Consider the following 23442-nt stretch of genomic DNA (forward strand, 5'->3'; position numbering starts at 1 on the left):
CCGGATGGTCAGTGAACCGTATCGCCGGAGACCGGACAGCCTCAGGAACCGGGGGCATCCAAGGCTGCGAGGAGCGATGCGGCGGCGGCCGAGGGATCGTCCGCCTCCGTGATGGCCCGGACCACCACAATGCGGCGGGCGCCTGCTTCCACTACCTGCTCAACGTTGCCGTGGTCGATGCCGCCGATGGCAAACCAGGGGACACCGGCGTCGGGCTGTCCTTCCTGTCCCGCAGCACTGGCCGCCGCGGCAGCGTACTTCACCAGCTCAAGCCCGACGGCGGCCCGCCCCGGTTTGGTGGGCGTTGCCCACACGGGGCCCACGCAGAAGTAGTCCAGCCCCGCGGGTCCGGACGCTGCCGAGAGAGCCGCGTCCACCTGCTCAGGTGCATGGCTGGACAGTCCGATGGCTGCGTTGCCGTTGAGCAGGGTGCGCGCGGCAGCGAGGGGAAGGTCCTTCTGGCCGATGTGGAACACCGGAGCGCCGGACAGCACTGCTATGTCAGCCCTGTCGTTGACAGCCCACAGCCGGCCGTGGCGCTCCGCGGTTTCCTTCAGCACGGCCAGGAGTTCCAGCTCCTCTGCGGCCTCGATGGTCTTGTCCCGGAGCTGGATGATGTCCACGCCGCCGGCAAAAGCGGCATCCACGAACTGCCCGAAATCGCCGCGGTCCTTGCGGGCATCCGTGCAGAGGTATAGGCGCGCGGAGCTGAGGCCGTTGCTGATTTTAGTGGTGCTGAGGACATCGGTGCCGGCGGCAGGAGTGTGGGACACATTCATGGGGGCAAGCCTAGTTCCTCTACACTTGCCTCGTACTGCGGGAGCCCGCGGCAGCTGTCACAAAGCGCCGGGCTGAGAGGGCGTCAGAGCCGACCGCTTGACCTGATCCGGCTAGTACCGGCGTAGGGAAGGAGACACATGGGTGCACTATCTGGCCGCGGCGCAACGGAACAACAGGCCGCGCCCGCCGGCGGCACCATCCGGGCTGACGTCGCCGTCATTGGCGGCGGAGTGATCGGCCACGGCATCGCCTGGGAGGCGCAACGCTCGGGGCGCTCCGTGGTGCTCATCGACGACGCACCGGGTTCCGGGGCCAGCCGGGCGGCCGCCGGAATGCTCGCCCCCGTCAGCGAACTGCACTATCAGGAGGAGGGCCTTCTGGAGCTGATGCTGGATAGTTCGACGCGCTGGCCCGCTTTTATTGCCGGGCTCCGCGCAGCATCGGGTGCTGATCCGGGATACATCACGACGCCGACCCTCGCCGTGGGTGCCGACGCCGCTGACCGCCGGGCACTGATGGACCTGCGCGGAGTACAGCAGGCCAACGGCCTCACCGTGGAACCGCTCACCGTCCGCGAAGCCCGTCAACGGGAGCCACTGCTCAGCCCGGCGATCGCCTGCGCGCTGGACACCCCGGCCGATCACCAGGTGGATCCGCGGCTGCTGGTGGACTGCCTGCGCCAGGCGCTCGCCGGCCACGGCGGACACGGCAGCGGCAGTGACGCGAACAGGACCAGTGGCGAGGGTGCCCACAGCGGGACCGGGGGCGATGGCACAGCTGTAGCAGGCGCCGTCGACGGCTACTCGGTGCCGGACAAAGCACGAGGGCTGCTGTGGCAGGACGGCGCCGTTGCCGGCGTGCAGTTGGCCTGCGGGGGAACCATCCTGGCCGCAGAGACCGTGGTGGCGAACGGGCTGCACGCGGCAGAACTTCAATCACTCCCGGAAGGCCTGCACCTTCGGCTGCGGCCCGTCTATGGGGACATCCTGCGGCTCGCCGTGCCCCGGCACCTGCAGCCGTTAGTGACCTCCACCGTCCGCGGACTGGTCCACGGCGTTCCGGTGTACATCGTTCCCCGGCGGGACGGCACCGTGGTCATTGGGGCAACCCAGCGCGAAGACGCGCCGGCTACTGCGCATGCCGTTTCCGCCGGTGGCGTCTACCAGCTCCTGCGCGACGCGCAGGTGCTGGTTCCCGCCGTCGCCGAACTCGAACTGCTGGAATGCACCGCCCGCGCCCGGCCCGGAACCCCGGACAATGCCCCGCTGCTGGGGCGCGTGCCCACAACGCACGGCATTGCGGGACAGGCCGGACACGTCCCCGGCCTCATCGTGGCCACCGGGTTCTTCCGCCACGGCGTCCACCTGACGCCGGCCGCAGCCGCCGTCTGCCGGGACCTCCTGGACGGCCGCGAGGATCCCCGCTGGGCACCCTTCAACCCGGCCCGCTTCAACGCCACACCCGCCGCGACTACCCGCTTCCCAACCGGCCGCCTGAGCCACCAACCGCCCACAAAGGAATCAGTATGAACATCACCTTGAACGGAACCCCGCACCCCGTGCCGGATGGTGCTTCCATCACCCAACTCGTCAGCCAGGTCACCGGCCGTCCCCTCGGTGCAGACGGGCAGGCCACGGATGGGCAGAAGCTCGGTGTGGCCGTGGCGCACAACGCCCAGGTAGTTCCGCGCAGCCAGTGGTTCGCCACTGCGCTCGCGGACGGCGACGAGGTCGAACTCGTCACGGCTGTGCAGGGAGGCTGACCCATGAGCGAAACCATCACTGCTGCAACCTCTGCCGCGCTCCACGATCCGCTGGTCATTGAGGGCGTCGAACTGGAATCCCGGCTCATCATGGGCACGGGGGGCGCACCCAGCCTGGACGGCCTCGGCGCTGCGCTCCTCGCCTCCGGGACAAGCCTGACCACGGTGGCCATGCGCCGCTATTCGACGGCGGAGACAGGCTCTCTGTTCCAGCTGCTCGTGGACCACGGCATCCGGGTGCTGCCCAACACCGCCGGCTGCTTCACCGCCCGGGACGCCGTGCTCACGGCCGAGCTGGCCCGCGAGGCACTGGAAACCGACTGGGTGAAACTGGAAGTCATCGCGGACGAGCAGACGCTCCTGCCGGACGCCGTCGAACTGGTGGACGCCACGGAACAGCTGGTCAACCGGGGCTTCAAAGTGTTCGCCTACACCAACGACGATCCTGTCCTTGCCCTCCGGCTCGAGAACCTCGGGGCCACTGCGGTGATGCCGCTCGGATCACCTATCGGTACCGGCCTGGGTATCCTGAACCCGCACAACATCGAACTGATTGTGTCCCGGGCCTCGGTTCCGGTGGTCCTGGACGCGGGCATCGGCACTGCCTCGGATGCGGCCCTGGCCATGGAGCTGGGCTGCGACGCTGTCCTGCTGGCCACGGCGGTGACCCGCGCCCAGAAGCCTGCCCTCATGGGGGAGGCCTTCAAACACGCGGTGATCGCCGGTAGGCTGGCGAAAGCGGCCGGCAGGATACCGCGCCGGGAACATGCACTGGCGTCATCGGCCATGGAAGGCCGGGCCGAGTTCCTGTAGCCCTTCCAGCGAGCGGGCTGCCGGCCAGCGCAACGGAACAAAGGAGCAGTCATGGCCGGCAACGACGTTCTTTCACCTGAGCGGCTCGAGGATGCCCTGGCCGTCCTGCCCGACTGGCGCTACCACAACGGCGCCCTCCTCACCGTGTACAAAGTGCCGACGTCGGCTGCGGCGCTTGAGCTGATTGCCGCCGTCGGACGCCTGGCCGAAGAACAAAACCACCACCCGGACCTGGACTGGCGGTACAACAGGGTGTTCCTCCGTTACACCTCCCATGACGCCGGGGGAGAGGTAACGGCGCGCGACGTCGGGGCGGCTGAGGCTGTCAGTGAGGCCGCTGCCGCGGTCCATGCCGTTGCGGAGCCTGCGAAGTATCCAGCAGGCGCCTGATCATGCCTCGCGCTTAAACGCCGGTGACCACTGCCCAGGGCAGTGGTCACCGGCGTTTACTTTGGGGTTCTGCCGTTAGAGCCGCAGGATTGCGGTGAGCCGTTCCAGATCCCGCTTGGCCCGGACGCGGCCCAGGAAGATGACTGCAGCCACGGCCGCCGCTGCTCCGAGCACCATGGGCAGGACCCACGGCATCCAGGTCAGCCCCGGACGGTAGCCTAAACCGGCGGCCATCAGGCTGATCCAGCTCAACGCTCCCACGCCAACGGCAACGCCTGCGGGTAGGCCAACGCCGTACTTGGTGTGGCGTTTGTCGTTGGCCCAGACGATGAAACCTGCGGCGGCTGTCACCAGCACCACGATGGTCAGCGAAAGCATGGCCCTCCTCGTAAATAACCGCCCTGCCCGGACGGCAGCGGCTAGAACTGGCCGAAACCTACGCGGCGCTGTTCTTCGGCGCCGATTTCCACGTATGCCAGGGCCTTGCCGGGAACAATGATCAGGCGTCCCTTGTCATCCTTGAGGCGCAGGTCACCGCCGTTGCTGATGGCTTCCTCGACAACCTTGGCCACGGAGTCTGCGTCCTCGTTTGACTCGAGCACAATTTCGCGGCCAACGTTCTGAACGCCGATCTTTACTTCCACAGGGGGCCTCCCAGCCAGTTCACGTTTCTCGGTTATGTCTTATTTGTAGTCTAGGACTCTTTGGGGAAGCGAGAGATTCCGCGCCAAGCTAAACGGTAAATGAGGTCGCTGGCCACATCGAGGTCCAGGTTTCCATCCGTTTCGAGCCAGTAACGCGCACTAACCTGGGCCATGCCGGCAAGCCCCCGGCCCAGCAGTTCGGCTTCCAGATGCGGAAGTTTGGTGTCTTCGGCGATGACGCGGGCAATGGCATCGGCGAAGGTCCGGTTGAAGGTTTCGAGCCGCGAGCTGACATCGGGATCATTGATCAGGTCCGATTCGAACACCAGCCGGTGGGCCTGGTCATCATTGGCGATGAACTGGAAATAGGCCCGCATGACGGCCTGGACGCGCTCATCGTTGTCCGTGGTGGAGTTCAGGGCCCCCAGCATCAGCTCGGTCAGGGACGCCAGGTGGCTTTCCAGCAGGGCCAGGTACAGTTCACGCTTCGAAGGGAAGTGCTGGTAGAGGACGGGTTTGCTGACGTGGGCGGTCTCTGCGATCTCGTCCATGGCCGCTCCGTGGTAGCCATTGGCCACAAAAACTTCCTGTGCTGCGGAAAGGAGCTGTGCGCGTCTTTCGTCCCTGGGAAGCCGGGCGGACCGTTGCCCGGCGGGGCGCGGGGCGGTGTGCGGTTCGGCTGCGGACGGGCGGCCGGCCCGTGCTTCATGGACCACAGTTGTCCTTCTTTCCCTTGCTGTTACCCCCACTCTACTTCGGGGTAATATGACCCGGCGGTATCCCGGGGCATACATTGAAGTATGGCTTCGACATTCACCGCAAATGTTTCAACAGTTTCACTGGATCCGCTGGTTGAACCGGCCGGTGAGCTGACTGCTGCCGAGGTGGAACGCTACTCGCGGCACCTCATCATTCCCGAGATCGGCGCGCTGGGGCAGCAGCGGCTCAAGAATGCAAAGGTGCTGGTGATAGGTGCCGGCGGGCTGGGGTCACCGGCGCTGCTGTACCTCGCCGCGGCCGGAGTGGGGACCCTGGGCATCATCGACGACGACGCCGTTGACCTCAGCAACCTGCAGCGCCAGGTCATCCACGGGGTAGCGGACGTGGGCCGGCCCAAAATCGAGTCGGCACGGGACTCCATTGCCGCCCTCAACCCCCTGGTGGACGTCCGGCTGCATAATGTCCGGCTCGATGCCGGCAATGCCCTGGAGCTGTTCGCCGACTACGACCTGATCCTGGACGGCGCCGACAACTTCGCCACCCGCTACCTGGTCAACGATGCCGCCGCCGTCCTGGGCAAGCCCTACGTCTGGGGTTCAATTTTCCGGTTCGATGGCCAGGTGAGTGTCTTCTGGGAGAAGCATGGCCCCACCTACCGCGACCTCTACCCTGAGGCGCCGCCGGCAGGCTCCGTGCCCTCATGCGGTGAGGGAGGCGTGTTCGGCATGCTCTGCGCCGCCGTGGGATCGCTGATGGTGACGGAGGCAGTAAAGCTGATCACCGGCGTCGGACGTTCACTGCTGGGCCGCGTGGCACTCTTTGACGCCCTGGGCGGAAGCTGGCGCGAGATCCGTGTGTCGAAAGACCCCGCGGCCGCGCCCATCACGGAGCTGACGGATTACGAGGCATTCTGCGGCATCACGCCGGCGGCCCCGTCGGATACCGAACACACCGTCACGCCCACGCAGCTGGCCACCATGCTCGCTTCGCGGAAGGCGGGGCTGAAGGACTTCGAACTGGTGGACGTGCGGGAAACGGGGGAGTACGACATTGTCCGGATCGACGGCGCCACGCTGATCCCGCAGGGCCGGATCCTGGCCGGCGAGGCGTGGAATGAGCTTCCACAGGACAAAGAGATTGTGTTCCACTGCAAAGCCGGCACCCGGTCCGCCAACGTGCTGGCCGCGGCACAAAAGGCGGGCTACCAGCGGGTGAGCCATCTCGACGGCGGAATCCTTGCCTGGGTGCGCGACGTGGAACCCCACAAGCCCGTCTACTGAGGCCCCCAAACCAGCAACGCTCTCTCAGTTAACGCTTGCTTTTTAGGAACGCTCTCTCACTTAAGGTGCCCTTTCGAAGGACGCTCTCTCACTTTCCTCAGGAAAGTGAGAGAGGATCGCTGAAGAGGGCGCATCAAGTGAGAGAGCGCTGACGGAAAAGACGCATCAAGTGAGAGAGCGTTGGTAAAAAAGGCGCATTAGGTGAGAGGGTCGCCTGGGGTGGTCAGGCCGTTTCGCGGCCGATGTCACTATGGTCCACCGGGCACTCCGCCTGGGGGACTGCGCGGGCCGCGGGCTGCTCAACGGTGATGCCGTAGAGCGCTTCCAGTGCGGCCACGTATTCGTCCTGCTGGCCATTGGCGGCCAGTTCGCGGGCGCGGACGGTGGGGACGTGGAGCAGTTGCTTGACCATGCGGCGGAGGGCGAACTCCACTTCTTCGGCAGCAGCGGTGCAGCCGTGCCGGGCGCGGACTTTCTCCATTTCGGCGTCGAGCACGTTCATGGTGTGCCGCCGCAGGGCAACGATCGCGGAGTCCACGGACCGGGCCTCCCGCTCCTGCTCGAAGGCCTTGGCAGCACCGCTGACGATGCCGCTTGCCTGGGCCAGGGACTCTGCCTGTTCCTGCGGCGCGGCAAGGCGCACGGACTCCAGGGTCAGCAGCTCCACACCGTCCAGCTCCCCGACGCCGGGGTCAAAATCATGGGTGAGGGCGAGGTCAATGGCAATCAGCGGCTGGGGCGAATCTGCACGGACCAGGGCCAGTTCGTCCGCCTCAACCCGGGTATCCGAACCACTGCAACCGATCATGACGTCCGCGGCGGCCACGGCCGGCCGGAGAGACTCTTCGTCCAGGGCGGTGCCCCCGCGAGTGGCTACAAACCCTTCGGCACGGCCGGAGGAGGAGAAAACGGAAATGTCGGTGCAGCCACGCTCACGCAGCAGCGCCATGGTGGCGCCGGCGTAGGCGCCGGTCCCGAAGACCACCACCTTTTTGGTGGTCCAGTCAGGGTTTTCCGAAAGATCGGTGGCGAGGTCGAGGGCCACAGAGACGATGGACAGGCCCCGGGATCCGAGGGCAGTCTGGGCGCCCACGTCCTTGGCCGTTTTGGACGCGGCCTGGAACAGCCGGACCAGGCCCGAACTCGCGGTGCCTTCGTGCTGCGCGGTGATGAGCGCGCGCCGCACCTGGCCGGCGATCTCGCGTTCGCCGACGACGGCCGAGTCCAGTCCGGCGCTCACCGCGAAGAGGTGCTGGGTGACTTCGGGGCCTGTGCGGGTACTGAAGGAGCGCGAGACGAGCGGTTCGCTCAGTCCACTGGCTTCGCTGATCTGGGCAACGAGGGCGGCGCGTGCGGCTTCCACATCGTCCGGATGGGGGGCCTCGCCGTAGATTTCGTACCGGTTGCAGGTGGCAAGGACAACCGCACCCGTCACTGCCGGCGATCCGGAGAGGGCGGATGTGGCGATCTCCGAAGCACCGTTGCTCAACTGAGCAACGGTCTCAAGATCGATGTCGGCGTGTGTAGCCACCAATGAAAAAAGAACCACAGCAGGTCAATCATAGCTTTTTCGTTCCGCGGTAGAACAACTGTCCGGCCCGGGAGCGGCAGCCGGGGCCTGTGATTCCTGACACGGGGCGGGCAGTGGGCTTTAGGGTGACAGCCTGTCGTTATCTTTTGACGCCGTTATTGGGCACAATCGGAGGCATGACTTCCAGCCCTGCCATGTCCGCTGCCGGCGCCCTCGCCGCAGACCATCCGCTCATGGACGGCCGCACGGCTGACTCGCCGCTGATTACGGCCTACCGGGGCGGCAAGCCGTCCAGGCGCGCCGTCTGGTTCATGCGGCAGGCAGGGCGCTCCCTTCCGGAATACCTGAAGGTCCGCGAAGGCATCGCCATGCTGGACTCCTGCCTCCGCCCGGAACTGGCGTCGGAGATCACGCTCCAGCCGGTCCGCCGCCATGACGTCGATGCCGGCATCTTCTTCTCCGACATTGTTATTCCGCTCAAGCTGGCCGGCGTGGGCGTGGACATTGTTCCCGGCGTCGGCCCGGTCCTGGACAAGCCGGTGCGGACAGCGGCTGACGTTGCCGCTCTGCCGCAGCTGACGTGGGAGGCGCTGGAACCCATCCGGGAAGCTGTGCGTCTCACGGTGGCCGAACTCGGCAAAACACCCCTGATCGGCTTCGCCGGGGCCCCCTTCACCCTGGCGGCCTACATGGTGGAAGGCAAGCCCTCCCGCGACCACCTCGGGCCGCGGACCATGATGCACGCTGACCCCGAAACGTGGAGCGCGCTGGCCGACTGGGCTGCTGACGCCTCCGGGATGTTCCTCCGCGCCCAGCTCGAGGCGGGTGCCTCCGCCGGTCAGCTCTTCGACTCCTGGGCGGGCTCCCTGGGCCTGGCCGACTACACCAAGTACGTAGCCCCTGCCTCCGCGCGTGCTCTCGACCATGTGCGGCACCTTGGCGCGCCGCTGATCCACTTCGGCACTGGAACCTCCGAGCTCCTGGTGGCCATGCGCGATGTGGGCGTGGACGTGGTGGGGGTCGACTACCGCCTTCCGCTGGATGAGGCCAACCGCCGGCTCGGCGGGTCCGTCCCCCTGCAGGGCAACATCGACCCCGCCCTGTTGTCCGCCCCGTGGGAGATCCTCGAGGCCCACGTGAGAGCTGTCATCAAGGCAGGCTCAGCGGCTCCGGGCCACGTCCTCAACCTGGGCCACGGCGTCCCTCCGGAAACCGACCCTGCCGTCCTGACCCGGGTTGTAGAGCTCATCCACTCCATTTCCCCGGAGTAAATTTTGGATGCCAACAAGGCCGGGACCGTGGACGCCCTGGTGCTGGGCGGGGGGATCGCAGGGCTGCTGTCCGCCCGGGAACTGGCCGCCGCCGGGCACCGGGTAACCGTCCTTGAAGCGGGCCAGGAGTGGGGTGGTTGCGTGGGCAGCCACTCGGTTGCCGGCCTTACTCTGGACAGCGGGGCCGAATCCTTCGCCACCCGCTCCGACGCCGTCGCCGCCCTGGCCGGCGAACTCGGCCTTTCCAGCAGGGTCGTCCAGCCTCGGCCCGGCGGCGCCTGGGTGCAGCTCCCGGACGGACCCCGCGAACTTCCCAAAACCGGTGTCCTGGGCATCCCCGCCAACCCGTGGGACCCGGAAGTACGCCGCACCCTGGGCCTGCTTGGTTCCCTGCGGGCGTCGCTGGACAGGATCCTGCCCGTCTCCGCAGGCGCGGCCGCGGACGTTGTCAGCGTGGCCGCGCTGGTGAAGGCAAGGATGGGCGGCCGGGTCCTGGAGCGTCTCGTGGCGCCGGTAGTGGGAGGCGTCCACTCAGCCGATCCCGCCCTGCTCGACGTCGACATGGTGGCACCGGGACTCCGGGACGGACTCCGCAAGCACGGCTCGCTGGCCGCCGCCGTAGCCGCCCAACGGCGCAACAGTGCCGGACCCGCCAAGGCAGGTTCCGCCGTCGCCGGCCTGGAAGGCGGCATGCACACCTTGGTCACCGCGCTGGTCGGCGATCTCCGCGCCCGGGACGTCACGCTCCTGACCGGCGCACGTGCTGTGTCCGTAGCCAGGACAGCGGAAGGCTGGCGCGTGGAGGCCGCCGGAAAGACGTACGACGCCGGCCTGCTGGCAGTTGCCGTCGATGGTCCGGCCGCGGTCGGCCTGCTGGAGCCAGCGGTTCCCTCCATCGCGGGCAAGAAGCCGGGCTCGGGGCCCGACGTGCAGCTTGTCACGCTGGTACTGGACAAGCCTGAGCTGGACAGCCGTCCGCGCGGCACCGGCATCCTCGTTGCGCCCCAGACACCCGGCATCCGGGCCAAGGCCCTGACGCACGCGACCGGCAAATGGGACTGGCTCGCGGAAGCCGCGGGTCCCGGACGGCATGTCCTTCGGCTCTCATACGGGCGCGTCGAGGGGACGGGCAACCAGCCCCCCGGCCTTGATACCGATGACGAGCTCCTGGCCGCGTCACTGATCGACGCTTCGGCGCTGCTGGGCGTTGGGATCAGCCAGCAGGACGTTGTGGACTGGGACGTTGTCCGGTGGCCCGGGTCCCTGCCGTTTGCCGCCGTCGGGCACCGTGCGCGGGTGAACGCGATCCGGAAAGCCTGCACCGCAGCCGGCGGCCTGGCCCTGGTGGGTGGCTGGGTTGCGGGCAACGGACTCGCCGCAGTGGTATCCGACACAAAAGACCAGATCCGGAAGCTCACTGCCTGAACGTTGTTACTGGTCAGCCCGGCGAGTCCCTTTCACGGACCTCCCGGTGGCCGCCGTTCCGGGCTTTCGCCGGCTTTCATTTCCCCTCGGGGCATCGTTAGGGTCGATGACTATGGTTCAACACAAGTCCGAGCTTTCAATGTCCCGGACTGGTATCCATGGGGGAATCCGGCGCGGCGCTGCAGCCGCGGCAATCGGAGCGGTACTGGTTCTGTCCACAGGCGTCGCGGCGTCCCAAGCCAAGGAAGGAACAGGCGATCCCGGCGACCCTGCGGCTCCGGCCGTGGACACAGCATCCCTTCCGCTGGTGGTCCCGTTGACGGCGCAGTCTGCCGAGGCGCGAGGGGACGCAGCCGGGCGGAACCGCGACAAGAGCCGCAGCGCCGCCCGTAACGGCACCCCTGATGCAAGTGCGGCAGCCACTGCCTCCGCTTCAGTCTCGGCCGTTCCCTCGGCGCTCCTTCCGGCCATCACCGCCACACTGTCGCCCAATCTGAGGTCGGCGCCGGCGACTACCACTAAGCCCTCACCCGTTCCGACGGCGGGCGCTCCAACGTCCAGCACTCCGACGGCCACCCGGCCTGCCACGTCCGCTCCTTCGGGCTCCGCCGCGCCGCAGGGACCTTCTGCGTCTCCCGCTTCCTCCGCCCAGGCCCCCGCCCCGGCATCTTCCGCCGCCGGAACCCCGGCGCCAGGGACGCCTGCTGCTGCCACCCCGTCAGCTGCTGCCCCTGCCGTGCCTGCCCCCGGCGGGCAAGCTCCTGATGCACAGGAAACTCCGGCGGGTGCGGCCGGAGCCACGGCAGAGCAGCCCAGCCCGGCCGGATCAGGCCCAGCGGATCTTCCCGGGACCGCCAACCGCCAGCCAGGAACCGAGGCAACCGCAGGGACTGCCTCCAGTGCGGCAACAGCCGCGCAGGCGCCGCTCTATGTAGTGCCGCAGCCCGATTCGAAGTGGACGCCGTCCTATGGAGCCACCCAGGCCAGCAGCGTTCGGAGCAATGCAGAGCTGAATACGCAGGCGGAGCCCAAGAGCGCACTGGTCTGGCTGGGCTCGGGACTGGTGGGAGTGGCCGGGGCTGCGGGGCTGGTCTTTTTCCGCCTGCGGAATCCCTAGGACCGGCCCCCGGCCCGGAGGGAAACGGGCGGGCATGTGACATTAAGCACTTCTACGCTGTGTAGAACTCGCTGGTTTCGACTTGGCGGGTATGAAGGGGCAAACTTGTAACCATGAGCCACACTTCTGCCGAATCTGTCACTAAAACCGAAGAATCAGCCGAGCAGTTCTTCACCCTCTGGACGGTCTTCAAGCGCTCCGAAACCCTGATCCGCAGCGCTGATGCTGCCACGGACTTTGAAGCGCTGCTGGAACGGCTGGCCCAGGGCGGAGTGACACACCGCGGCAGCTACGATGTTTCGGCCATGCGTGCAGACGCGGACGTGATGGTGTGGCTCCACGGACCCAAGCCTGAAGCCCTTCAGCAGGCCATCCGGGACATCCGCCGCAGCACGCTGTTCGCCGGAACCGAGATTGTCTGGTCAGCCATGGGTGTGCACCGCGAGGCTGAGTTCGCCAAGAACCACACTCCTGCATACTCCCGGGGCGTCGCGCCGGCCGAGTGGCTTTGCGTGTACCCCTTCGTGCGCTCGTACGAGTGGTACATCCTGCCGGAGGCCGAGCGAGGCAAGATGCTCCGCGACCACGGCCTGCTGGGCCGCGACTTCCCGCAGGTCATCTCTAACACGGTCTCTTCCTTCGCCCTGGGCGACTGGGAGTGGATCCTGGGCCTGGAGGCGCCCGAGCTGGTGGACCTGGTGGACCTCATGCGCCACCTGCGCGCCACTGAGGCCCGAAACCACGTCCGCGAGGAAATTCCGTTCTACACCGGCCGCCGCATTTCGGCCGCAGAGGTCGCCGAGGTGCTCGCATGAGCCCGCTCGAAGCGCGTGAACCGGCCGAAATTACGGCGGTGAACCCCGTCACCGAGGCAGGACGAATGGCGCCAAAGAACTACGACGCCGTCCTGCTGGCCTCCTTCGGGGGTCCCGAGGGCCAGGAGGACGTCATCCCCTTCCTCCGCAACGTCACCCGCGGCCGCGGCATCCCGGACGAGCGCCTCGAGGAAGTATCACACCACTACCGCGCCAATGGCGGCATCAGCCCCATCAACCAGCAGAACCGTGAACTGAAGGCAGCCCTCGAGGCCGAACTTTCCGCCCGCGGAATCGACCTTCCCGTGCTGTGGGGCAACCGCAACTGGGCCCCCTACATCCCGCAGACCCTCCAGGATGCGTACGACGCCGGGCACCGCCGCCTCCTGATGGTCACCACAAGTGCCTACTCCTGTTACTCCAGCTGCCGCCAGTACCGCGAGGACATCGGCATGGCACTGACCGAAACCGGCCTGGACGGCAGGCTCGAGGTGGACAAGGTGCGCCAGTACTTCGACCACCCCGGCTTCGTGGAACCCTTCATCGAGGGCACTGCCGCCGGCCTGGCCTCCGTCCGCGAGCAGCTCGCCGCCGCCGGCACCCCGGACGCGCCGGTCCAGATCCTGTTTGCCACCCACTCCATCCCCACCCGGGACGCCGAGGCTGCAGGCCGGTCAGAGGGCGAACCGCGCGAATTCGACGAGGGTTCGGCCTACGTGGCCCAACACCTGGCCACCGCTGCCGCAGTAATGCAGCGTGTCGAAGAGGAATCCGGCCTCACCGCACCTTGGTCCCTGGTGTACCAGTCCCGTTCCGGCGCCCCGCACGTGCCCTGGCTGGAGCCGGACATCAACGACGCCATCGAGGAATTGGCCGGGCAGGGCGTGAAGGGCATTGTTATTGTGCCGCTCGGGTTTGTCAGCGACCACATGGAAGTCGTCTGGGACCTGGATACCGAAGCCCTGGAAACCTGCGCCGACCTTGGCCTTGCCGCCACCCGCGTGCCCACACCCGGCACGCACCGCAAGTTCGTCAACGGCCTCGTGGACCTGATTTCCGAGCGGACGGTGGCCAACAACATCAGTGAACGTCCTGCCGTCACCTCCCTCGGGCCCTGGTACGACGTCTGCCGGCCAGGCTGCTGCGCAAACTTCCGCGGCGAAAAGCCAACCATCGCCGGTGCGGACACCACCGTGGGCACGGGCCACGACCCGTACCCGGGTGAAGCCGCAGCCGGCCAGGCAGGCGCCGCCGCTTCCAATACTGCCGGGGGAGCGCCGCAGCAGTGACGGTCCGCATCGGAACCCGCGCCAGCAAACTAGCACTCACCCAGACGCAGCAGACGGCGGACCAGCTGGCCGCCGTCGGAGGCTTCCCGGTGGAACTCGTCCACATCAGGACCGACGGCGATGTCCTCACCGGTTCCCTGTCGCAGATGGGCGGCACCGGCGTTTTCGTCGCCGCCCTGCGCGACGCGCTGCTGCGCAGCGAGTGCGATGTGGCGATCCACTCACTCAAAGACCTGCCCACCGGCGCCGCCGTGGGGCTCAGCCTGGCGGCCACCCCGAAGCGGGTGGACGTCCGCGATGTCCTGTGCGCCCGTGACGGGCTCAAGCTTGCCGATCTCCCGTCCGGAGCGACGGTAGGGACGGGCTCACCCCGCCGGGCCGCCCAGCTCCGCGCCGCCCGCCCGGACCTGGACATCAAGGACATCCGCGGCAACGTGGACACCCGCCTGGGCAGGGTCCCCGGGCTGCCGGGCAACGCCACTTCCGAGGTGGTTCCGGGAAAGTCCTGCGACCTCGATGCTGTAGTGCTGGCCGCCGCCGGCCTGGAACGCATCGGCCGGCTGGACGCCGTCAGCGAGTTCCTCGAAACAGACGTCATGCTGCCCGCCGCCGGCCAGGGATCGCTTGCCATCGAGTGCCGCACCGCCGACGCCCCGCCCCGGCCGGGCTCTGCAGAAGGCTCCAAGGAAGTCCTGGCACAGGCACTGGCCGCCTTGGATGATCCGGACACCCGGCTGGCTGTCACTGCCGAACGCGCACTGCTGGCCCGCCTCGAGGCAGGGTGCGCGGCACCCGTGGGCGCGTACGCCTACCGCAAGGGCAGCATGCTCCACCTCGAAGCCGTAGTGTGCGCCGTGGACGGCACCGCTTCAGTAAGGGACAAGCGGGCAACCGACGGCCTGACGGAAGTGGGCGCCACACTGCTGGGCATCGAACTCGCTGAGGTCCTCCTGGCCGCCGGTGCCGCCGACATTGCAGACCTGCAGGCTTCCTGAGCCCGCCATGGGACTGCTTTTCCGCCCCGTCAGGAGTCCCCTTCCAGAGGAGGCATGAGTATGCCCGCAAACGCATCAGGCAGCGGTTCCAGTCCCGGCACGCCAGCTGGCAAACCGCTTGATGGAGTGCGGGTCCTGATCACCCGCAGCCCGGAACGTTCGCTGCCTCTTGTGGCGGCCCTTCAGGAAGCCGGCGCGCAGGCGGTGCTGCTGCCGCTGATCGACTTCGAACGCGCCGCGGACCAGCATTCACTGGACGTGGCCTGCGATGCACTGGGCGCCGGTGCCTTCGACTGGCTGGTGGTCACCAGCGCCACCACAGTCCACGTACTCCTGGCCAAGGCGGCCGAACGAGGCCTCAGCCTGCGGCAGTGGATTCCTGCCGGCACCCGGATCGCAGCCGTGGGGCCGGCGTCCCGGAACCTCCTGGAAAGAGCCGGCCTGCCGGTGGAACTGACGCCCAGGGACGAACAATCTGCGGCGGGGCTCCTTGAAGTATGGCCGGCCGGTGCCGGGAAGGTCCTGCTGCCCCAGGCGGACATCGCACCGGCCCGGCTCGCCGAAGGGCTGACGGCCGCAGGCTGCCTCGTCACGGCGGTCACCGCCTACCGGACAGTTGATTACCCGGCGGCAGCGGAGCGCAGGCTCGCCATCCCGGCGGAGGACGGGGGACCCGGCCAGGTGCCGCCGTCGTACTCCCTGCTGGCGCCGGAAGCAGCGGCCGCGGAAATCGAAGCCGGACAAATTCACGCCGTGGTGGCCGCCTCGCCCAGCGCGGTGCGGCGGATCCATGCGCTCTCGCCGCTGCACGGCTGCCGGCTGGTGGCCATTGGACGGTCGACGGCGGAACAGGCCGCCGCGCTTGGCCTTTCTGTAGCGGCCATCGCCGCAGAGCCCACGCCGCAGGGGCTCGTAGCCGCCGTCGAGACGGCGCTCGCCCCGGGATGACGGCGGTGGGCCGCAGGTTGCGGACATCCGCCAGCGGGTACAAACACTTTCCACAGACAACGTGAAGGACGTCGAACATGACATTTCCGAGCCAACGCCCCCGCCGCCTGCGCACTACCCCGGCCATGCGCCGGCTGACAGCTGAAACCCGGCTGGCGCCCGCCGAGCTGATCCTTCCCGCGTTCATCCGTGAAGGCTTGGCTGAGCCCAACCCGATCACGTCCATGCCGGGCGTTGTGCAGCACACCACTGACACGCTGAAACGGGCCGCGGCGGAAGCCGTTGAGCTGGGCCTGGGCGGAATCATGCTGTTCGGCATCCCCGAAACCCGGGACGCGGAGGGCACTGCCTCCCTTGATCCTGAGGGGGTCCTGAACAAGGCCATCCGGGATGTCCGGGCGGAGGTCGGCGATGACCTGGTGATCATGAGCGACGTGTGCCTGGACGAGTTCACGGACCACGGGCACTGCGGGGTGCTGGACGCCGACGGCTACGTGGACAACGACCGGACCGTTGAGATTTACGCCCGGATGGCAGTGGCCCAGGCCGACGCCGGCGCCCACATGCTGGGCCCCTCCGGAATGATGGACGGCCAGGTAGCCGCCATCCGGTCAGCGCTGGACCAGGCCGGGCACACCAACACCTCGGTTGTTGCCTACGCCGCCAAGTACGCCTCGGCCTTCTACGGTCCGTTCCGCGAAGCTGTGGACTCGCAGCTCAAGGGTGACCGGCGGACGTATCAGATGGACGCCGGCAACCGGACCGAAGCCCTCCGGGAGGTGGAACTGGACCTCGCCGAGGGAGCGGACGTGGTGATGGTGAAGCCCGCCATGAGCTACCTGGACATCGTTGCCGACGTGGCCGCCATGAGCCCGGTACCGGTGGCCGCCTACCAGATCTCGGGGGAGTACGCGATGATCGAGGCAGCCGCCGCCAACGGCTGGATCGACCGCCGCGCCGCCATCACCGAATCGGTGCTGGGCATCCGCCGCGCCGGGGCCCACATGGTCCTGACCTACTGGGCCGCCGAACTGGCCGGCTGGCTGAAGGAGTCCTGATGACTGAAGTCCCGGCCAGCCCCACAGCGCCCGTTGGCCCGCAACGGATCCTGCTGGGGCTGAACACCTTCGGCGACGTTGGCGAGAACCCGGACGGCAGCCCGCAGCCGCATGCCCGGGTGCTGCGCCAGCTGCTGGAACAGGCGGAACTGGCGGACGCCGTCGGACTTCACGCCTTTGGGGTAGGGGAGCACCACCGCAAGGACTACGCGGTGTCCGCGCCCGAGGTCTTCCTGGCGGCAGCCGCGGCCCGGACCACCCGGATCCGCCTCGGATCGGCCGTCACGGTGCTGAGCTCCGATGATCCCATCCGGGTGTTCCAGAGATTCTCCACCGTGGACGCGCTCTCCAACGGACGGGCCGAGGTGATGCTGGGGCGGGGCTCCTTCATCGAATCCTTCCCGCTGTTCGGACTGGACCTCGCCGACTACGAGGTCCTGTTTGAGGAGAAGCTCGAACTGTTCGACAAGGTCCGGGCACAGCAGCCGGTGCACTGGGAAGGCCGCACCAGGCCCGCCCTCGCCGGCCTGAGCGTATACCCGCCCTTGGAGCACCACCTGCTGCCCACCTGGATCGGCGTGGGCGGAACCCCTGAATCCGTGCTCCGCTGCGCGCAGTACGGCTACCCCATCATCTTCGCGATCATCGGCGGGCAGCCGCGCGGTTTCCGGCCCCTGGTGGACCTGTACCGGGACGCCATGGCCAAATACGGCCACCCCATGCAGCAAATAGCCACCCACTCCCCGGGGCACGTGGCTGAGACCGACGAACAGGCCCGGGAGGAACTCTTCCCGCATTGGCTGAAGCTGCGGAACAAGCTCGGAGCCGAACGCGGCTGGGGACCCGCCGGACGGGGCGAGTTCGAGGCCCTGTGCGCTCCCGAGGGTGCCCTCTATGTCGGTTCGCCGGAAACGGTGGCGCAAAAAATTGTCCAGCTCAAGCAGAACCTGGGCGTGGACCGCTTCGACTTCAAATACAGCAACGGCCCGCTGCCGCACTCGGCGATGATGCGCTCCATCGAGCTGCTGGGTACGCAGGTGATGCCCCGGGTGGCAGAACTGCTGGCCGCCGATAGCCAGCCGGCAAACTGAGAGAATAGGAACCATGACTTCCAGCAATCCTCGCAACGAGGCACTCTTCGACCGCGCCCGCCAGCTGATGCCGGGCGGGGTCAACTCCCCGGTCCGCGCCTTCGGGTCCGTGGGCGGGACGCCGCGCTTTATGGTCTCCGCCAAAGGCCCGTACCTGACCGACGCCGACGGCAAGGAATACGTGGACCTGGTCTGCTCGTGGGGCCCGGCGCTGCTCGGCCACGCGCACCCCGCCGTGCTGGAGGCCGTCCACGCCGCCGTGGACCGCGGCCTCTCCTTCGGCGCATCGACCCCTGATGAGGCCAACCTGGCGGAAATCGTCAAAGAGCGCGTACCCGCCGTTGAACGCCTCCGGATGGTCTCCACCGGCACCGAAGCCACCATGACGGCTGTCCGGCTGGCCCGCGGCTTCACCGGCCGCAACCTCATCATCAAGTTTGCCGGCTGCTACCACGGCCACCTGGACGGCCTGCTCGCCGCTGCCGGCTCGGGCGTGGCGACCCTCGCCCTGCCCGGTTCCGCCGGTGTTACCGAGGCTACGGCCGCGGAAACCCTGGTGCTGCCGTACAACGACCTCGCGGCCGTCAAGGAAGCGTTCGCCACCCACGGCCCGAACATCGCCGCCGTGATCACCGAAGCCGCGCCGGCCAATATGGGTGTGGTCACGCCGGAGGAAGGCTTCAACCTTGGGCTGTCCCGCATCACGCGGGAGCACGGCGCGTTGCTCATCGTGGACGAGGTCCTCACCGGCTTCCGCACCGGCTACTCCGGCTACTGGGGACTGACCGGCGGCGCAGCCGATGCGGCCGAGCCGTGGACGCCGGACCTGCTCACCTTCGGCAAAGTCATCGGCGGAGGAATGCCGACGGCGGCCCTCGGCGGCCGTGCCGACGTGATGGACTACCTCGCCCCCACAGGCCCCGTATACCAGGCAGGCACCCTGTCCGGAAACCCCGTGGCGATGGCCGCCGGCGTGGCCACGCTGACCCACGCCACCCGGGATGTCTACTCCTTCATCGACGTTCGTTCGCTGGAGCTGTCCTCCGCACTGTCCAATGCCCTGGACGCCGCCGGGGTGGACCACTCCATCCAGTTCGCCGGGAACCTGTTCTCTGTGGCGTTCGGCACCTCGGCCCACGGAGTCCACAACTACGCCGACGCCCAGGCGCAGGAAACCTTCCGGTACGCGCCGTTCTTCCACTCCATGCTGGGATCCGGCGTCTACCTGCCGCCGTCCGTCTTCGAAGCCTGGTTCCTGTCCGCCGCGCATGACGACGCCGCCATGAACCGGATCTTCGACGCCCTGCCCGCCGCGGCAAAGGCTGCCGCAGCCGCCCAGGGGTAAACACCCGGGCGAGTCCCGCCGTCGTCCGCTCCTCTCCCGCGAGATGGCACTTAACGGTAGTCCCGCAGCGTGGAACTGCCGTTAAATGCCATCTCGGTGGAGATAAAAGAAATCCCCGGTTGCATTCCGCAACCGGGGATTTTCTTTTCGGAATCAGAACTACAGGACGTCCGAGAGGAAGCCCCTGAGGCGCCCGGTTTCCGGGGCGCTGAAGATTTTCTCGGGCGGACCGGACTCCACCACCACGCCGGCGTCCATAAATGTCACGGTGTCCGACACATTGCGGGAGAAGCCCATTTCGTGGGTCACCACCACCATGGTCATGCCGCCCTTCGCGAGGTCGGTCATCAGCGCCAGGACGCCCTTGACCAGTTCGGGGTCCAGCGCGGAGGTGGCCTCGTCAAAGAACATCACCTCCGGTTTCATGGCCAGTGCGCGGGCGATGGCAACGCGCTGCTGCTGGCCGCCGGAGAGGTTCGCCGGACGGGCTTCAGCCTTGTGCTTCAGGCCCACCAGGTCCAGCTGCTCCAAGGCTTCGGCGCGGGCCTGGTCCTTGGACAGCTTGCGCAGCTTCCGCAGCGCCAGGGACACGTTGTCCACCACCGTCTTGTGCGGGAACAGGTTGAACTGCTGGAACACCATGCCGATCCGCTGCCGGAGCTCATCCGGATTGTCCTTCAGGACCGAACGGCCATCGAGGAGGATATCGCCCTGGTCCGGCTCGATCAGCCGGTTCATCACCCGAAGGAGCGTGGATTTGCCGGAACCGGACGGGCCGATCACGGAGGCTGTGGTGCCCTTCTCCACGTGCAGGTCAATGCCGCGCAGGACGTGGTTGTGCCCGAACGAGAGGTGCAGGTTCTTGCCGGTCAGGGTTCCGGAAGCGAATTCCGTCATGCCTGTGCCCCCTTGCCGATAGGTGCCGCCAGCTCATCCGGTTCCTTCTTTTCCGGCTTGCCGGTACGCAGCCGGTTGTCGATGAAGTTCACGAAGTGGGTGAGCGGGACGGTCAGGATCAGGTACAGCACACCGGCTGCCACCAGCGGTGAGAGGTTGCCCGTGTTGGCCATGGCGTCGTTGCCGATCCGGAAGATTTCCCGGTCGGAAGCAGCGAGGCCGAGCATGAACACCAGCGAGGAATCCTTGAGCAGCGAGATGAACTGGTTCACCAGCGCGGGAAGGACCCGCCGGATGCCCTGCGGCACCACCACGAGGCGCATCGAACTGCCGTAGCTGAAACCCAGCGCCCGCGAGGCCTCCAACTGCCCCTTCTCCACGCTCTGGATGCCGGAGCGGAAGATCTCACCGATGTAGGCGGCCGCGATCAGCGTCAGGGCAAGGATGCCCAGCGGGTAAGGGTTCCGGGACCCGGTGATTTCCCGGGCAATGGGGCTAAGCCCGATCCCGATCACCAGGATCACCAGGATGGCCGGGAGGCCGCGGAAGATGTCGGTGTAAATGCGTGCCACCCAACGGGCTCCCGCATTGCGGGAGATACCCATCATGGCCAGCCCCAGCCCCAGCAGGGAGCCGAGGATGCCGGAGGCAACGGCCAGGATCAGGGTGTTGGGCAAGCCCACCATGAGCAGGGCGGGAATGACTTTGGCCATTTCCTCCCAGTTGAAGAAGGTGTCAGCCAGCTGGTCCAAGAGATCCATAAACGTCCCGGCTCAATCAGCTCTGGGGAACCGTGGCGGCCTTGCTGCCCGGCTTCCAGTCAGTCGGCATCTCGCGGTCCGGGTACCATTCCTTGGTCAGTTTGGTCCAGGTTCCGTCGGCGATGACAGCGTCCAGGCCGGAGTTCAGCGCGTCGATCAGCGGCTGGTTGTCCTTGGCCACGGCGTAGGCGGTGAAGTTCTGGGTGTTGACGACGGATTCGACGATCGCGGTGCCGTCTCCTTCCTTGACCTGGCCGGTGGCCTGCTGCGACGGGGCCACCCAGGCGTCCACCTGGCCGTTGCGCACGTTGGCGTAAACAGTGGCGTAGTCCGGGAAACGGATCGGCTCAAGCTTGAGGGTGTTGGTGACGTAGTCATCCTGGACGGTGCCCTGGACCACGCCGATGCGCAGATCGCCCTTCAGGTCGGCAAAACCCTTGATGCCGCTGTCGGTCTTGGCAACCACGGCCATGAAGCCGAAGTCATAGCCGTTGGTGAATCCAACATTCTGGCGGCGGGCGTCCGTGGTGGAGATGGAGGAGGACCCGACGTCGAACTGCTTGGTGGAAACCTGGGAGAGCAGGGCAGAGAAGTCCGTGGCAACGAATTCGACCTCAAGGCCGAGCTTGCCGGCGATGGCGCGCAGCAGTTCGTTGTCGTAGCCGGTGAACTTGCCGGAAGGGTCAATGAAGATGTTCGGCGGGGCGTCCGAGAGGGTGCCCACCTCGAGCTTGCCTTCGGTGTTCAGGCCCAGCTTGGTCTTGTCGATCTGGTCCACCGGGGTAACGCTGGCGGTGGTGTATTTGTCCAGCGTCTGCTGGTCGCTGCCGGCGAGGGCGTCCGTGGGGGTGCCGCTCGGCTGGGCGGATCCTGAGCCGCACGCTGCCAGGGAAACCGCCAGGGCGATTGCCACGGGAGCGGTTGTCAGCCACTTCATCGCTTTGATTTTCATCAGGTAGTCGCTTTCATTGAGTCATAAGTCAACCGGGCCGCAAGGCTGCGCTGGTGGCGCCTGGCACCTGCCCGGTGCTGGTCAAGCTGGGCCAGGGCAGGGGTGACCGCAAAACTAAATTGTCTCACTTCGCCCTTTTGCGGCCGTGGGCTGAATAATCAGGAGCCAGCAGCGCAGAAAGGCCGAATAAAGTTCGGATAAGCTCTCCGAGCTGCTTGCAGCTGCTTTAAGAGCAGCCTGCCCAGCGAATCCTGAGGTGAAGAATTCCGCCCGGTTATGAAGCGATGTGACTGATATCTCTGTGGGAATCGGCCGGCCTGGCTAAAAACCGCCGGTGCTGGCGTCCTGCGGCGGGAGTACAGGCCAGTCGCCCTCAATAACGGCAGCGGGTTTGGTCTTGCGCAGGTAGCCCTGGAAGTCCTCGGCCTGGCTCACAGCCCAATCCACCTGAAGCTGGTGCAGCTGACTGGCCGGCATGCTGAGTTTGGGAAACTTGCCGGCCATGGCGTCCAGGACCCGCAGTGTTGCCAGGGCATCCGCAGCAGACGTGTGGGCATTGTCCAGGACCACACCGTACTCTTCGCACAACGCCGTGAGGGTGCGCTTGCCCTTGCGGTAGCGGTCCACCTGCTTGTTCATGATGTACGGGTCCAGGACCGGAAACCGGGTAAGTTGCGGCACCCCGTAGCGGGCTGATTCGGCCGCGAGCACGGTGAAGTCGTAGCTGGCGTTGAACGCGATGACGGGGACGCCGTCGTCGAACAGGGCCTGGAGTACGGCCGCGAGTTCCTGGGTCACTTCATGGGCCGGCCGGCCGTCGCGCCTGGCCTGCTCAGTGGTGATGCCGTGGACGTCACTGGCCTCGGTGGGAATGTCGACGCCCGGATCCGCCAGCCACTCATGCTCCGCGATGACGTCGCCCTGGTGGTCCACCACTGTGACAGATGCGGTGACAATTCGGGCCGCACGCGAGTTGCGTCCGGTGGTTTCGAGGTCGAAGGCTGCGCGGGGGAGGGTGTTCCAGGTGCTCATGAATCCACGCTAAGGGGGACCGCCGACAATTCCCGGGAGCGCCACTGCCGATAGATTGGATCAATGCGGATTGAGTATGTGGAGGCGGTATTGGCCATCGTGCGGCTGGTACCGCCGGGGTCCGCAGTCTCGTACGGTGACGTCGCCGAACTCCTGGGATCGGGCGGGCCCAGGCAGGTTGGCTCGGTTATGAGCCACTACGGCAGTGGCGTTCCCTGGTGGCGGATCCTCAAAGCGAGCGGACACGCGCCCGAAGGCCATGGTGCGGAAGCGCTCCGCCACTACCGGCAGGAGGGAACCCCCCTCCGCGGCGCTTATGAGGCCTACCTGCGAACGGGGGAAGGCTCCTGGCGCGTGGACCTGGCAGCTGCGCGATGGGCCCCGAATGATGGAGACTTTGAGCACATCGACACAATTGCGGCCCAGCTTGAGCGCGCGCTCCGGCAATTGTCGGTGGCTGATGATGGAATGTCGGCGTGACAGTAACAGTTCCTTTTACAGATCCGCTTGACGAGTACCGTGAACC

At 67.0% G+C, this 23442-nt stretch carries 25 protein-coding genes and 1 riboswitch; of the genes, 16 read left to right on the forward strand and 9 right to left on the reverse strand.

Going from position 1 to position 23442, the window contains the following annotated elements; genetic code table 11:
* Positions 1 to 41 precede the first annotated feature (41 nt).
* Positions 42 to 779, reverse strand: a complete 738-nt coding sequence (gene thiE, locus QRN11_RS13400; RefSeq protein WP_285251368.1) for a thiamine phosphate synthase — start codon at positions 777 to 779, stop codon at positions 42 to 44.
* Between the two features lie 27 nt (positions 780 to 806).
* Positions 807 to 925: riboswitch (TPP riboswitch) on the forward strand.
* On the opposite strand from thiE, the gene QRN11_RS13405 reads away from it, so the two are divergent.
* The 4 genes from QRN11_RS13405 (at position 918) to QRN11_RS13420 (ending at position 3745) form a co-directional block, all read left to right on the forward strand.
* Positions 918 to 2309 (forward strand): FAD-dependent oxidoreductase, encoded by a 1392-nt coding sequence (locus tag QRN11_RS13405; RefSeq protein ID WP_285251369.1) that lies wholly within the window; start codon positions 918 to 920, stop codon positions 2307 to 2309. It overlaps the preceding riboswitch by 8 nt.
* A complete protein-coding gene (gene thiS, locus QRN11_RS13410) occupies positions 2306 to 2542 on the forward strand; it encodes a sulfur carrier protein ThiS (protein WP_091415395.1) in 237 nt (78 codons plus the stop codon). Before QRN11_RS13405 ends, thiS begins: the two co-directional genes overlap by 4 nt.
* Before the next feature lie 3 nt (positions 2543 to 2545).
* The gene (locus QRN11_RS13415) at positions 2546 to 3355 is read left to right on the forward strand and encodes a thiazole synthase (RefSeq protein WP_285251370.1); all 810 of its coding nucleotides are present in this window, start codon (positions 2546 to 2548) and stop codon (positions 3353 to 3355) included.
* Between the two features lie 51 nt (positions 3356 to 3406).
* The gene (locus tag QRN11_RS13420; protein ID WP_285251371.1) at positions 3407 to 3745 is read left to right on the forward strand and encodes a 4a-hydroxytetrahydrobiopterin dehydratase; all 339 of its coding nucleotides are present in this window, start codon (positions 3407 to 3409) and stop codon (positions 3743 to 3745) included.
* Positions 3746 to 3820: 75 nt separating this feature from the next.
* Here QRN11_RS13420 and QRN11_RS13425 read toward each other — a convergent pair whose 3' ends face one another.
* Genes QRN11_RS13425 through QRN11_RS13435 form a run of 3 tightly spaced genes read right to left on the reverse strand, consistent with a single transcriptional unit; the run spans position 3821 to position 5105 of the window.
* Entirely contained in the window at positions 3821 to 4123 is a 303-nt protein-coding gene (locus QRN11_RS13425; protein WP_285251372.1) for a hypothetical protein, read from the reverse strand.
* A gap of 41 nt (positions 4124 to 4164) precedes the next feature.
* Positions 4165 to 4389 (reverse strand): DUF3107 domain-containing protein, encoded by a 225-nt coding sequence (locus QRN11_RS13430; protein ID WP_091415405.1) that lies wholly within the window; start codon positions 4387 to 4389, stop codon positions 4165 to 4167.
* A gap of 50 nt (positions 4390 to 4439) precedes the next feature.
* On the reverse strand, positions 4440 to 5105 hold the full coding sequence (locus QRN11_RS13435) for a TetR/AcrR family transcriptional regulator (protein ID WP_091415407.1): 666 nt from the start codon (positions 5103 to 5105) through the stop codon (positions 4440 to 4442).
* Between the two features lie 84 nt (positions 5106 to 5189).
* On the opposite strand from QRN11_RS13435, the gene moeB reads away from it, so the two are divergent.
* Positions 5190 to 6389: a molybdopterin-synthase adenylyltransferase MoeB gene (gene moeB / locus QRN11_RS13440; RefSeq protein WP_285251373.1), complete on the forward strand. Its 1200-nt coding sequence runs from the start codon at positions 5190 to 5192 to the stop codon at positions 6387 to 6389.
* A gap of 223 nt (positions 6390 to 6612) precedes the next feature.
* Here the strand turns inward: moeB and QRN11_RS13445 are convergent, their stop codons facing one another.
* Entirely contained in the window at positions 6613 to 7938 is a 1326-nt protein-coding gene (locus QRN11_RS13445) for a glutamyl-tRNA reductase (protein ID WP_091415413.1), read from the reverse strand.
* Positions 7939 to 8096: 158 nt separating this feature from the next.
* Here QRN11_RS13445 and hemE point away from each other — a divergent pair, with 158 nt between their 5' ends.
* The 10 genes from hemE (at position 8097) to hemL (ending at position 19274) form a co-directional block, all read left to right on the forward strand.
* The gene (gene hemE, locus QRN11_RS13450; RefSeq protein ID WP_285251374.1) at positions 8097 to 9191 is read left to right on the forward strand and encodes a uroporphyrinogen decarboxylase; all 1095 of its coding nucleotides are present in this window, start codon (positions 8097 to 8099) and stop codon (positions 9189 to 9191) included.
* A 3-nt stretch (positions 9192 to 9194) separates the two neighbouring features.
* Positions 9195 to 10616 carry a protoporphyrinogen oxidase gene (hemG, locus tag QRN11_RS13455; protein ID WP_285251375.1) on the forward strand — a complete coding sequence of 474 codons (1422 nt, stop codon included), beginning with the start codon at positions 9195 to 9197 and terminating at the stop codon, positions 10614 to 10616.
* A 112-nt stretch (positions 10617 to 10728) separates the two neighbouring features.
* Positions 10729 to 11733 carry a hypothetical protein gene (locus tag QRN11_RS13460; protein WP_285251376.1) on the forward strand — a complete coding sequence of 335 codons (1005 nt, stop codon included), beginning with the start codon at positions 10729 to 10731 and terminating at the stop codon, positions 11731 to 11733.
* A gap of 113 nt (positions 11734 to 11846) precedes the next feature.
* Positions 11847 to 12548 (forward strand): hydrogen peroxide-dependent heme synthase, encoded by a 702-nt coding sequence (gene hemQ, locus QRN11_RS13465; RefSeq protein ID WP_050054477.1) that lies wholly within the window; start codon positions 11847 to 11849, stop codon positions 12546 to 12548.
* Positions 12545 to 13837, forward strand: a complete 1293-nt coding sequence (locus QRN11_RS13470) for a ferrochelatase (RefSeq protein ID WP_285251377.1) — start codon at positions 12545 to 12547, stop codon at positions 13835 to 13837. Before hemQ ends, QRN11_RS13470 begins: the two co-directional genes overlap by 4 nt.
* Positions 13834 to 14832 (forward strand): hydroxymethylbilane synthase, encoded by a 999-nt coding sequence (hemC, locus tag QRN11_RS13475; RefSeq protein ID WP_285251378.1) that lies wholly within the window; start codon positions 13834 to 13836, stop codon positions 14830 to 14832. The genes QRN11_RS13470 and hemC overlap by 4 nt, the downstream gene beginning before the upstream one ends.
* 60 nt (positions 14833 to 14892) lie before the next feature.
* A complete protein-coding gene (locus tag QRN11_RS13480; protein ID WP_285251392.1) occupies positions 14893 to 15780 on the forward strand; it encodes a uroporphyrinogen-III synthase in 888 nt (295 codons plus the stop codon).
* A 77-nt stretch (positions 15781 to 15857) separates the two neighbouring features.
* Positions 15858 to 16838, forward strand: coding sequence for a porphobilinogen synthase (hemB, locus tag QRN11_RS13485; protein ID WP_091415433.1), 981 nt, complete (start codon positions 15858 to 15860; stop codon positions 16836 to 16838).
* Entirely contained in the window at positions 16838 to 17929 is a 1092-nt protein-coding gene (locus QRN11_RS13490; RefSeq protein WP_285251379.1) for an LLM class flavin-dependent oxidoreductase, read from the forward strand. Before hemB ends, QRN11_RS13490 begins: the two co-directional genes overlap by 1 nt.
* A gap of 13 nt (positions 17930 to 17942) precedes the next feature.
* The gene (gene hemL, locus QRN11_RS13495) at positions 17943 to 19274 is read left to right on the forward strand and encodes a glutamate-1-semialdehyde 2,1-aminomutase (protein WP_285251380.1); all 1332 of its coding nucleotides are present in this window, start codon (positions 17943 to 17945) and stop codon (positions 19272 to 19274) included.
* Between the two features lie 159 nt (positions 19275 to 19433).
* On the opposite strand, the gene QRN11_RS13500 is transcribed toward hemL, so the two are convergent.
* The 4 genes from QRN11_RS13500 to QRN11_RS13515 all read right to left on the reverse strand — a co-directional run bounded on the left by QRN11_RS13500 (position 19434) and on the right by QRN11_RS13515 (position 22916).
* Positions 19434 to 20171, reverse strand: coding sequence for an amino acid ABC transporter ATP-binding protein (locus tag QRN11_RS13500; RefSeq protein WP_285251381.1), 738 nt, complete (start codon positions 20169 to 20171; stop codon positions 19434 to 19436).
* A complete protein-coding gene (locus tag QRN11_RS13505) occupies positions 20168 to 20932 on the reverse strand; it encodes an amino acid ABC transporter permease (protein WP_091415441.1) in 765 nt (254 codons plus the stop codon). Before QRN11_RS13505 ends, QRN11_RS13500 begins: the two co-directional genes overlap by 4 nt.
* Before the next feature lie 16 nt (positions 20933 to 20948).
* Positions 20949 to 21884, reverse strand: coding sequence for a substrate-binding periplasmic protein (locus QRN11_RS13510; RefSeq protein ID WP_285251382.1), 936 nt, complete (start codon positions 21882 to 21884; stop codon positions 20949 to 20951).
* Positions 21885 to 22205: 321 nt separating this feature from the next.
* Positions 22206 to 22916, reverse strand: a complete 711-nt coding sequence (locus QRN11_RS13515) for a 3'-5' exonuclease (protein WP_142059394.1) — start codon at positions 22914 to 22916, stop codon at positions 22206 to 22208.
* A 63-nt stretch (positions 22917 to 22979) separates the two neighbouring features.
* On the opposite strand from QRN11_RS13515, the gene QRN11_RS13520 reads away from it, so the two are divergent.
* Complete coding sequence (locus QRN11_RS13520; protein ID WP_285251383.1) at positions 22980 to 23396, forward strand: MGMT family protein; 417 nt, start codon at positions 22980 to 22982, stop codon at positions 23394 to 23396.
* The last annotated feature ends 46 nt before the right edge of the window (positions 23397 to 23442 follow it).

The sequence above is a fragment of the Pseudarthrobacter sp. fls2-241-R2A-168 genome (assembly GCF_030209335.1).
Lineage (GTDB): Bacteria > Actinomycetota > Actinomycetes > Actinomycetales > Micrococcaceae > Arthrobacter.